10 protein-coding genes and 1 pseudogene are annotated in these 11,047 nt (G+C 63.9%); 8 read left to right on the top strand and 3 right to left on the bottom strand.

Features of this window, described 5'->3' with window-relative positions:
• Positions 1-84: 84 nt before the first annotated feature.
• The gene (locus PMI42_RS36070; protein ID WP_008144667.1) at positions 85-588 is read left to right on the top strand and encodes a GFA family protein; all 504 of its coding nucleotides are present in this window, start codon (positions 85-87) and stop codon (positions 586-588) included.
• Positions 589-859: 271 nt separating this feature from the next.
• Positions 860-2,521, top strand: a complete 1,662-nt coding sequence (locus PMI42_RS36065) for a thiamine pyrophosphate-binding protein (protein WP_008144665.1) — start codon at positions 860-862, stop codon at positions 2,519-2,521.
• Between the two features lie 104 nt (positions 2,522-2,625).
• Here the strand turns inward: PMI42_RS36065 and PMI42_RS36060 are convergent, their stop codons facing one another.
• The gene (locus PMI42_RS36060) at positions 2,626-4,005 is read right to left on the bottom strand and encodes an LLM class flavin-dependent oxidoreductase (protein WP_008144663.1); all 1,380 of its coding nucleotides are present in this window, start codon (positions 4,003-4,005) and stop codon (positions 2,626-2,628) included.
• Positions 4,006-4,265: 260 nt separating this feature from the next.
• On the opposite strand from PMI42_RS36060, the gene PMI42_RS36055 reads away from it, so the two are divergent.
• The 6 genes from PMI42_RS36055 (at position 4,266) to PMI42_RS36030 (ending at position 9,997) form a co-directional block, all read left to right on the top strand.
• The gene (locus PMI42_RS36055) at positions 4,266-5,651 is read left to right on the top strand and encodes a M20 family metallopeptidase (protein WP_008144661.1); all 1,386 of its coding nucleotides are present in this window, start codon (positions 4,266-4,268) and stop codon (positions 5,649-5,651) included.
• 108 nt (positions 5,652-5,759) lie between these two features.
• Positions 5,760-6,671, top strand: a complete 912-nt coding sequence (locus tag PMI42_RS36050) for an amino acid ABC transporter substrate-binding protein (RefSeq protein WP_008144660.1) — start codon at positions 5,760-5,762, stop codon at positions 6,669-6,671.
• Positions 6,672-6,787: 116 nt separating this feature from the next.
• The gene (locus tag PMI42_RS36045; RefSeq protein ID WP_008144658.1) at positions 6,788-7,519 is read left to right on the top strand and encodes an amino acid ABC transporter permease; all 732 of its coding nucleotides are present in this window, start codon (positions 6,788-6,790) and stop codon (positions 7,517-7,519) included.
• A gap of 4 nt (positions 7,520-7,523) precedes the next feature.
• On the top strand, positions 7,524-8,216 hold the full coding sequence (locus tag PMI42_RS36040) for an amino acid ABC transporter permease (RefSeq protein WP_008144656.1): 693 nt from the start codon (positions 7,524-7,526) through the stop codon (positions 8,214-8,216).
• Positions 8,217-8,228: 12 nt separating this feature from the next.
• A complete protein-coding gene (locus PMI42_RS36035) occupies positions 8,229-8,960 on the top strand; it encodes an amino acid ABC transporter ATP-binding protein (RefSeq protein ID WP_008144654.1) in 732 nt (243 codons plus the stop codon).
• Between the two features lie 176 nt (positions 8,961-9,136).
• On the top strand, positions 9,137-9,997 hold the full coding sequence (locus tag PMI42_RS36030) for a D-amino-acid transaminase (RefSeq protein WP_008144653.1): 861 nt from the start codon (positions 9,137-9,139) through the stop codon (positions 9,995-9,997).
• Between the two features lie 135 nt (positions 9,998-10,132).
• On the opposite strand, the gene PMI42_RS36025 is transcribed toward PMI42_RS36030, so the two are convergent.
• Positions 10,133-10,594 (bottom strand): carboxymuconolactone decarboxylase family protein, encoded by a 462-nt coding sequence (locus PMI42_RS36025; protein WP_008144652.1) that lies wholly within the window; start codon positions 10,592-10,594, stop codon positions 10,133-10,135.
• A 39-nt stretch (positions 10,595-10,633) separates the two neighbouring features.
• Positions 10,634-11,047 (bottom strand): annotated as a pseudogene (locus PMI42_RS36020) (EmrB/QacA family drug resistance transporter); the annotation flags it as partial.

Below are 11,047 nucleotides of genomic sequence, written 5' to 3'. Positions count from 1 at the left end.
CGAGCGCAGCGAAGCAATCCAGAGTCTTTTTGCGGGGGCAGTCTGGATTGCTTCGCTGCGCTCGCAATGACGACGGAGAGAGAAATGGCCAAAGCCGCAGTCGCCGCAGGTATAGCCACCGGCCAATGCCTCTGCGGCAAGGTCACCTTCGAGATCGACATCCCCGCGCGCTGGGCCTGGCATGATCATTCTGCCAGTAGCCGCCGCGCCCATGGCGCGGCTTACGCCACCTATGTCGGCAGCTGGAAGAAGCGCTTCCGCATCACCTCGGGCAAGACCGCGCTGACCCGCTACGAGGACAAGGCCACCAAAACTGCCCGAAGTTTCTGCTCCCATTGCGGCACGCCGATCGCCTATGAGCGCCCGCGCGGGCCGCACATGGTCAACATTCCCCGCGCGCTGTTCAAGGAGCGCACCGGCCGCCAGCCGCTCTATCACATCGCGATCGAGGAGCTGCAGGAATGGGCCTACACCGGCGAGCCGCTGGTGCCGCTGAAGGGCTTTCCCGGCGTGGTGTGGCAGCGCTCGAAAAAGAAGAAGCGGGCAGGCGGAGAGGATCCGTTTGAGCTCGGACGGGAGGAGCTGTAGCCCTTGCTGTTCGCTCGGCTCTCGTGTCCCGGACGCGCTGCAACGTGAAACGCTGCTGCGCAGAGCCGGGACCCATGCGTCAGCGAGCTCCGTGCAAATTTGGGTCCCGGCTCTGCGTCGCACCGCTGCGCGCTGCGCCGCGTCCGGGACACGAGAGCGCGGTTGGCCGCGCCCACGCAACGCAGCCATGACCGCGCTTCCTTGCGCGCCTCCTGCAACTTCGGCCATCATGCTTTCCGTCCTTGCGGCAACGCCCGCTCCTGGAGGAAACATGAAGAACAAGATCACCGGCCGTTCCGCCTTTCTCGCGCTGCTCAAGGACGAGGGCATCACGCATCTGTTCGGTAATCCCGGCACCACCGAATTGCCGATCATGCATGCGCTGAAGGACCATCCCGATCTCACCTATGTGATGGCGATGCAGGAGAGCCTGGTGGTGGCGATCGCGGACGGCTACAGCCGCGCCTCCGGCAAGCTCGTCGCCTGCAACGTCCATGTCGCGCCGGGCCTCGGCAACGCCATGGGTTCGCTCTACAACGCCCAGTTCACGGGCACGCCGATGATCCTGACCGCGGGCCAGCAGGAGCAGGGCCATGGCCTGATGGAGCCGGTGCTCTATGGCCCGCTGGTGCGCATGGCCGAGCCGCTGGTGAAGTGGGCGGTCGAGGTGACGCGGCTTGAGGATCTGCCGCGCATCGTGCGCCGCGCCGCCAAGGTCGCGATGACTCCGCCGACCGGGCCGGTGTTCATCTCACTGCCCGGCGATATCCTCAACAGCGAAGCCGGCATCGATCTCGGCCGCTCCACCCGCATCGATGCGCGCACAAAACCGTCGGATGAAGCGCTCAGGGCTTTTGCTGCACGCCTGCTGAAAGCCGAGCGGCCCGTCATCGTCACCATGGACGAGGTGGTCAAGAGCGACGCCCTGAAGGAGGCCGCCGAACTCGCCGAACTGCTTGGCGCGTCAGCTTACCAATCCTCGACGCCCTACGGCTCACACTTCCTCTCGGAGAGCCCGAGCTTCGTCGGCACGCTGGCGCGTGTGCAGAAGGTCGCGCGCGACACGCTGGCGCCCTACGACCTCCTGGTCGCGCTCGGCGGCGATCCCCTGCGCATGTCGGTCTACAGCGAGGTCGATGCGCTGCCGGATGGTCTCGGCATCGTGCAGATCGGTCTCGTCGATTGGGAGATCGCCAAGAACTACGGCGCCGAGATCGCGCTGAAGGCGGATGTGAAGGAAACACTGCGTGCGCTGATCCCGGTGCTGAAGGAGATGGGCGGCGCCGCACTGGCGCAACGCGCAAAGCAGCGTCTCGCCGAGCTGGCACCGAAGAACTGGACCGCGCGCCGCGCCGCGCTGGTCGAGCAGATCGGCAAGAGCGCGGGTCGCAGCCCCATCGATCCGGATTTTCTGGTGCTGCAAATGGTCGAGGCGATGCCTGACAATGCCATCCTCGTCGACGAAGGCCTCACTTCCAGCCGCCAGATCACGGCATTGCGTCCGCACCGCGACCGCTACGGCTATCACGGGCTTGCTTCTGGCGGCATCGGCTGGGGCCTGCCGGCCTCGGTCGGCGCCAGCATCGCCAATCCGGATCGGCCGGTCGTGTGTTTCTCCGGCGACGGCAGCGCGATGTATTCGATCCAGTCGCTGTGGACGGCGGCGCATCACAAGCTGCCGCTCAACGTCGTCATCGCCAACAATGGCGGCTACCGCATTATCAAGCAGCGCCTGCTCGCTTTCCACGGCGACGACAATTACGTCGGCATGGACTTTGTCGATCCGCCCGTGGATTTCGCTGGCGTCGCCAAAGCGCTGGGATGCGAGGCGATCAAGGTCAGCGATGTCAGTGAGCTGAAGGCGACACTGGCGTCCGCGTTCAATCGGCCGGGGACCAAGCTGATCGAGGTGATGGTGGACGGGAAGGTGTAGGTGGCCGTCATTGCGAGGAGCCCTTGCGACGAAGCAATCCAGACTGTTTCCGCTGAGGGATTCTGGATTGCTTCGCTTCGCTCGCAATGACGAGGAGGCAACAGCTACCCCTTCTTCCCGACCCGATACCCTGCGGCCGGATGCGGCGCGTCGAGCCTTGCGCGGCCGTCGCCGAACAGCTTCTCCCGCAGCGTGCCCTTGGCGTATTCCGGCTTGTACCGCCCGCGCTTGGTCAACTCCGGCACCAGCATGTCGGCGATGTCCTCGAAATCACCGGGCGAGATCGCAAACGCGACGTTGAGGCCGTCGACGTCGGTCTTCTCGAACCAGTCCTCGATCTTGTCGGCGACGCTTTCGGGCGTACCGACCACGACCGGACCCGCGCCGCCGATGCCGACATGCTCGATGACGTCGCGCACGGTCCAGACGCGGTCGGGGTCGCCGCGGGTGACGTTGTCGAGCGCGCTGCGGCCGGCATCGTTCTGGACGTGACGCACCTGCTGGTCGAGCTCGTAGCCGGAGAAATCGATGCCGGTCCATCCTGACATCAGCGCCAGCGCGCCCTCGGGGCTGATGTGCGAGCGGTAATCGGCATATTTCGCCGCGGCTTCAGCTTCGGTGTTGCCGAGGATGATCGTCATCATGTTGAACATCAGGATCTCCGCCGGGTTGCGGCCGAACTTGGCGGCTTCCTCGCGGATCGCGGCGACGCGCGGCGCGATGATCTTGGCTGACGGTCCCGACATGAACACGCATTCGGCGTGCTTGGCCGCGAACTGCCGCCCGCGCGGCGAGGTCCCGGCCTGGTACAGCACGGGGGTGCGCTGAGGCGACGGCTCGCTGAGATGAATGGTGTTGTTGATGCGGTAGTTCGCGCTCTCGTGATTGATGCGGTGAACCTTGCTGGGATCGGTAAAGATGCCGCGCTTGCGGTCGCGCAGCACCGCGTCGTCCTCCCAGCTGCCTTCCCACAGCTTGTAGACGACCTCCATATATTCGTCGGCGATGTCGTAACGGTCGTCGTGCCCGGTCTGCTTGTCCTTGCCGGCGCCGCGCGCGGCGCTGTCGAGATAACCGGTGACGACGTTCCAGCCGATCCGCCCCTCGGTGAGATGGTCGAGCGTCGACATCCGCCGTGCGAACGGGTAGGGCGGCTCGAATGAGAGGTTGCTGGTGACGCCGAAGCCGAGATTCTTGGTCACCGCCGCCATCGCCGACAGCAGCAGCAGCGGCTCGTTCGACGGCGTCTGTGCTGCATTGCGCAAGGCTGCGTCAGGACTGTTGCCATAGACGTCGTAAACGCCGAGCACGTCGGCGAGGAACAGCCCGTCAAAGCGGCCGCGCTCCAGCGTCCTGGCAAGATCGATCCAATAGGGCAGGCGGTTATACTCGGCGGTTCGGTCGCGCGGATGGGTCCACAGGCCCGGTGACTGATGCGCGACGCAATTCATCGCAAAGGCGTTGAGCCTGATCTGCTTGGCCATGATGGTCCCCCGGCGCACTGTACTGAGTGCTCTTCGAATGCTAGATGTGCGCCCCAACTTGGCGAAGTTCTTGCATATAACCTGCGCTTGGCAAGGCCAAAATCAGCAGCACTGCTGTCCTTGGCAAGCCAATCTCAAGCGAGCAAGAACGAAATCCCAAGAGAAGTACAAGAGAACTACAAGAACAATCCAAGTCCCCGCCACTTTCGAAGGCCGCCCGTCTCGGGTAGGGTCCTTCCTCGAAGTCCGAAAAGCAAATCATGACCAGAGCCGACGCCATCGCCCGCGCCCGGGACGACTTCAAATCCGGTGCGTTCCTTGCCGAACTCGACCGCCGCGTCGCCTTCAAGACCGAAAGCCAGAATCCGTCGCGCGGCCCCGAACTGCGTGCCTATCTGGAACAGGAGATGCAGCCGGCTTTCGCCGCGCTCGATTTCACCAGCCGCATCGTCGAATCCCCCAGCGGCAAGGCGCCGTTCCTGTTCGCCGAGCATATCGAGAGCGCATCCGCGCCGACCGTTCTGGTCTATGGCCATGGCGACGTCGTCGACGGCATGGAAGGTGAGTGGCGCGACGGCCGCGATCCCTGGCGCACGACGGTCGCGGGCACGCGCCTCTATGGCCGCGGCACCGCCGACAACAAAGGCCAGCACAGCATCAACATGGCGGCGCTCCGCGCGGTGCGCGAGGCCCGCGGCGGCAAGCTCGGCTTCAACGCCAAGTTCATCGTCGAGATGGGCGAGGAGATCGGCTCGCCTGACTTGGGCAAGGTCTGCGATCTCAACCGCGACGCGCTCAAGGCCGATCTGTTCATGGCGTCCGACGGGCCGCGTCTGTCGGCGGATCGTCCGACGCTGTTCCTCGGCTGCCGCGGCGGCATCCGCATTCATCTCGATGTCAATCTGCGCGATGGCGGCCACCATTCCGGCAATTGGGGCGGCGTGCTCGCCAATCCCGCGACCATCCTGGTCAACGCGATCTCCACGCTGGTCGACGGCCACGGCCGCCTCCTTCTCGATGCGCTGAAGCCGCCGCGGCTTACCAACCAGATCCGCAGCTATCTCGCCGATGTGCAGGTGGTGCCGACCGAAGATGAGCCGGCGCTCGCGGAGAACTGGGGTGAGGAAGGCTTGTCAGCAGCCGAGCGGCTCTATGCTTGGAACACGCTGGAAGTGCTGGCGATGTCGTCCGGCAATATCGAAAAGCCGGCCAATGCCATTCCCGGCCACGCCAAAGCCGTGCTGCAACTGCGTTTCGTGGTCGGCACCAAGGTCGACGGCCTGATCGACGCCGTCCGCGCGCATCTGGTGCAAAAGGGTTTTCCGATGGTCGAGGTGCGGGCCGCACAGAGCTTTGCGGCGTCGCGGACCGATTTCGACAGCCCCTGGATCACTTGGGCGGCGCATTCGGTGAAGCAGACCACCGGCAAGCCGCCGGCGGTGCTGCCGAATTTCGGGGGCTCGCTGCCCAACGATGTCTTCTCCGAGATCCTGGGCCTGCCGACGATCTGGGTCCCGCACTCCTATCCCGGCTGCTCCCAGCATGCGCCCAATGAGCACATCCTGCTGCCATTGACCGAAGAGGCCTTGACGGTGATGGCCGGGCTGTTCTGGGATCTTGGGGAATTGCCGAGGCCACTCGCCTGAGCCATTAACAACCTGAAACCTGAGCCGCAATCCAGCCGTAAGTTATATTCTAATCCGGCCCAATCTGTGCTTGCATCCGGGCCGCATCATCCTGAAAGGGGACTAAAAGTGAAACATTTCCGTAGCATCGGCCTCGCGCTCGCCGCGACCTTCGCCGTCAGCCAGGCCGGGGCCCAGGAGCTGACCGGCACGCTGAAGAACATCAAGGACACCGGCGCCATCACGCTGGGCTTCCGCGATTCCTCGATCCCGTTCTCCTATCTCGACGACAACCAGAAGCCCATCGGATTCGCGATGGACATCTGCTACAAGATCGTCGACGCCGTGAAGAAGGAGCTCAAGCTCGACAAGCTCGAGGTCAAGCTCAACCCGGTGACCTCGGCGACGCGTATCCCGCTGATGGCCAACGGCACCATCGATCTCGAATGCGGCTCGACCACCAACAATGCCGAGCGCCAGAAGCAGGTCGCCTTCACCAATACCCACTTCCTGACCGCCAGCCGTTACGTCTTCAAGAAGTCGAGCGGCCTGAAGTCGATCGACGACCTCAAGGGCAAGACGGTGGTCTCCACCGCCGGCACCACCAACATCAAGCAGCTCACCGAGGCCAACGTCGAGAAGAAACTCGGCGCCAACATCATTCCGGCCAAGGACCATGCCGAATCCTTCCTGATGGTCGAGACCGATCGCGCGGTTGCCTTCGTGATGGACGACATCCTGCTCGCGAGCCTCGTGGCCGGCTCGAAGTCGCCGGACGACTACGTCATCTCCAAGGACGCGTTCTCCAAGCCCGAGCCGTACGGCATCATGCTGCGCAAGGACGACGCGCCGTTCAAGAAGGTGGTCGATGCGGCGACCGCCGCGCTCTACACCTCCGGTGAGGGCCAGAAGATCTATGAGAAGTGGTTCACCCAGAAGATTCCGCCGAAGGGCCTGAACCTCAACAGCCCGATCTCGGCCGAGCTGAAGAACGAGTTCGCCAAGCCCACGGACTCGCCGAACCCGGACGACTATAAGTAGGATATAACCTCGATCTTCGGATCGAGAGCGTGTCCGGCCACTCTTGACACCAGAGTGGCCGGACATTTGCATAGGCGCCCGGGACACTTTGATTGGCGCGTTCGCGCGGGGGACACGTGAACTACCACTGGAACTGGGGAATATTCTTCGAGCCGAACCCGATGGGGACCGGCACCTATCTTGACATGCTGCTGTCGGGACTGGCGCTGACCCTCAAGACGGCGGTGCTCGCCTGGATCATCGCGCTGATCTTCGGCTCGATCGTCGGCGTCATGCGTACGCTGCCTTCCAGGGCCGCATATTGGTTCGGCTTCTGCTGGGTCGAGTTCTTCCGCAACATGCCGCTGCTGGTGCAGCTGTTCCTGTGGTTCTTCGTGCTGCCGGAATTGCTGCCGAAAGCCGCCGGCACCTGGCTGAAGCAGCTGCCCAACGCACCGTTCTGGACCGCTGCGATCGGCGTCGGCTTCTTCATGTCGGCGCGCGTCGCGGTGCAATTGCAGGCCGGCATCGGCTCGCTGCCGCGCGGGCAGAAGATGGCCGCAACCGCGCTCGGCCTGACGACCATGCAGGGCTACCGCTACGTGCTGCTGCCGATGGCGTTCCGCATCATCCTGCCGCCGCTGACCTCCGAGTTTCTCAACACCATCAAGAACACGGCGGTCGCCATCACCATCGGCCTGCTCGAACTGACCGGACAGGCGCGCTCGATGCAGGAGTTTTCGTTCCAGGTGTTCGAGGCCTTCACCGCCGCGACCCTGATCTACCTCCTCGTCAACGCCGTTGTCGTGACCTCGATGCGCTTCCTCGAGCGCTATGTCGCGATCCCCGGCTACATCACGGGGAAATAGCGCCATGTTCTCCAATCTCGATTTCGACGTCATCCGCCGCGCGTTGCCCTATCTGTTCTACGAGGGCATGACCTTCACGCTGACGCTGACGGCGCTCGCCGGCCTCGGCGGCCTGATCTTCGGCACGGCAATCGCGCTGATGCGGCTCTCCGGCTACAAGGTGCTCGGCCGCATCGCGGGCGTCTATGTCGACTTCATGCGCTCGCTGCCGCTGGTGCTGGTGATCTTCTGGTTCTACTTCCTGGTGCCCTATATCGGGCAGTGGATCACCGGCGCCTCGCGCCCGATCAGCGTGGGCGCGTTCGCGTCCTCGCTCATCACCTTCATCATGTTCGAGGCGGCCTACTTCTCCGAGATCATGCGCGCCGGCATCCAGTCGATCTCGCGCGGTCAGCCGGCCGCCGCCAATGCGCTCGGCCTGACCTACGCCCAGACCATGCGCTACGTCGTGCTGCCGCAGGCGTTCCGCAACATGTTGCCGGTGCTGCTGACGCAGACCATCGTGCTGTTCCAGGACACCTCGCTGGTCTACGTGCTCTCGATCCCGGACTTCCTCGGCGCGGCCAGCAAGGTCGCGCAGCGCGACGGCCGTCTGGTCGAGATGTATCTGTTCGCTGCCGTCGTCTACTTCACCATTTCCTGTGTTGCGTCCTTTGGCGTTCGCCGCCTCCAGGCGCGCATCGCCATCATTCGATAGAGCGTGTCGGTCATGATCGAAATCAGCCACGTCAACAAATGGTACAGCCCGACCTTCCAGGTGCTGACCGACTGCACCACCAGCGTCACCAAGGGCGAGGTCGTCGTGGTCTGCGGCCCCTCGGGTTCGGGCAAGTCGACGCTGATCAAATGCGTCAATGCGCTGGAGCCGTTCCAGGAGGGCGACATCAGCGTCGACGGTACCAAGGTCAACGATCCCAAGACCAATCTGCCGAAGCTGCGCTCGCGCGTCGGCATGGTGTTCCAGCATTTCGAGCTGTTTCCGCATCTCAAGATCATCGATAACCTCTGTCTCGCGCAGCAGAAGGTGCTCGATCGGTCGCGCGACAAGGCGGTGGCGAAAGCCGAACAACTGCTGGAGCGCGTCGGCCTGAAGGAGCAGGCACAAAAATTTCCCGCGCAGCTCTCCGGCGGCCAGCAGCAGCGCGTCGCGATCGCGCGCGCGCTCGCGATGGATCCCATCGTGATGCTGTTCGACGAGCCGACCTCGGCGCTCGACCCCGAAATGGTCAGCGAAGTGCTCGACGTCATGGTCGACCTTGCCCATGAGGGCATGACCATGATGGTCGTGACCCACGAGATGGGCTTTGCCCGCAAGGTCGCCAACCGCGTCATCTTCATGGACCGCGGCGAGATCGTCGAGGACGCGGACAAGGAGGATTTCTTCGGCAAGCCGCGCAGCGACCGTGCGCAGAAGTTCTTGTCGAAGATTCTGTCGCATTAGACGGTCGTCATCCCGGGGCGCGCGTAGCGCGAGCCCGGGATCCATATTCCCGATGGTGGTTATGGATTCCGGGCTCATTCGCTTTGCGAATGCCCCGGAATGACGAAACGAGGGGTGCTCGGCGCCCCCGTTTGGCGTATAAGCGCGCCAAATCCCCCTCCCCCAGGAGACCTGCCTTGGACTCGATCGCTTACGTCAACGGCTCATTCGTCCCGCTCTCGGAAGCCAAAATCTCGGTGCTCGACCGCGGCTTCCTGTTCGCCGACGGCATCTACGAGGTTTCGGCCGTGCTCGGCGGCAAGCTGGTCGACAATGCCTCGCATCTGGCGCGGCTGGAGCGTTCGGTCGGCGAGATCAAGCTGGCTCTGCCGGAGACGGTCGAGCGCATCACCGAGATCCAGAAGGAGCTGATCGCGCGCAACAAGGTCGAGAGCGGCCTCGTCTATCTCCAGGTCACGCGCGGCGCCGACAAGGGCCGCGACTTTCCGTTCCCAAAGGGGGACGTCAAGTCGAGCCTGGTGATGTTCACGTCCGAGAAGGACATCATCGGCTCGGCGGCAGCGAAGACCGGCATCAACGTGATCACCGTCCCCGACATTCGCTGGGAACGCCGCGACATCAAGAGCGTGGCGCTGCTGGCTCAGGTGCTGGCCAAGCAGGCCGCGGCGGAAGCCGGCGCCGGCGAAGCCTGGATGCTGCAGGATGGCCATGTCACCGAAGGCGGCTCGTCCACGGCGTTCATCCTGACCAAGGACGACGTCATCGTCACCCGACAGAATTCCAACGCGATCCTGCCGGGCTGTACCCGCAAGGCCGTGATCGCGCTGGCCGAAGAGCGTCAGCTCCGCGTCGAGGAGCGCTCCTTCACGGTCGCCGAGGCGCTCGCCGCCAAGGAGGCTTTCATCACCTCGGCCTCGTCATTCGTGCAGCCGGTGGTCGCAGTCGATGGCAAGACGATCGGTGACGGCAAGCCCGGCCCGATGGCGACGCGGCTCCGCGAGATCTATGTGGAGTTCGCCAAGGCGACGGCGGTTTAGCCGCACGCTCAGCTGCGGTAGGGTAGGCAAAGCGAAGCGTGCCCACGCATTCTTTGCGATCGAGAGACATGGTGGGCACGGCGCAAGTGCGCCTTTGCCCACCCTACGAGACCTGTTTCAGGGCGGCGCCGCCGCCTACGCCACCGACGCCTTCACCTTCACCGGATGCACCGCGCGGAACGCGATCGCCAGCCGATTCCAGGCGTTGATGGCCCCGATCAGCATGGTCAGGTTCACCGTCTCCGCGTCGGAGAACTGCGCGCCGACCTGCTCGTAGACCTCGTCCGGCGCGTGCGTCTCCGAGATCAGCGTCACTGATTCCGTCCAGGCCAGCGCCGCGCGCTCGCGGTCGGTATAGAGCGGTGATTCGCGCCAGGCGTTGAGCAGATAGATGCGCTGCTCGGTCTCGCCGCGCTTGCGCGCGTCCTCGGTGTGCATGTTGATGCAGAAGGCGCAGCCGTTGATCTGCGACGCCCGGATCTTGACCAGCTCGATCAGCGACTTTTCCAGGCCCGTCGACTGGATCTGCTCTTCCAGCGCCATCAGCGCCTTCATCGTGTCGGGGGCGGCCTGGTAGAAATTCATGCGGGGTTTCATGGTCGTTCTCCTTTGCTGGGTTGATGTTTCGGGTTGAGCTCAGTGGGCTCCGCCAGCCGAGACATGGCCGGGCTTCTTCAGGAAGAGGACAGCGATCAGGGCCACGATCAGCGCCATGCCGAGCAGATAGAAGGTATCGCTGAAGGCGAAGATGTAGGCCTGCTTCTGCACGGTATGGCCGATCGCGACATAGGCGCGACGCGCCGCGTCCGCACGGTCGAGAATGCCGTGGTTGACGAAATATTGCGTGAGCTGTTCCAGCCGGTTGCGGGTCGCCTGCTCGAACATCGAGACCGACTGCATCAGCACGTTGGAGTGATACTGCTCGCGCTTGGTCAGGACGGTCTGGAGCAGCGCGATGCCCACGGCGCCGCCGAGATTGCGCATCATGTTGAAGAGGCCGGAGGCCGAGCCTGCATTCTCCGCCTCGATGCCGGCGGTCGCCACAGCCGA

It is taken from the genome of Bradyrhizobium sp. YR681 (assembly GCF_000282615.1).
Taxonomy (GTDB): domain Bacteria; phylum Pseudomonadota; class Alphaproteobacteria; order Rhizobiales; family Xanthobacteraceae; genus Bradyrhizobium.
Note: the sequence above shows the minus strand (reverse complement) of the source record. Positions and strands in the feature narration are given on the sequence as shown.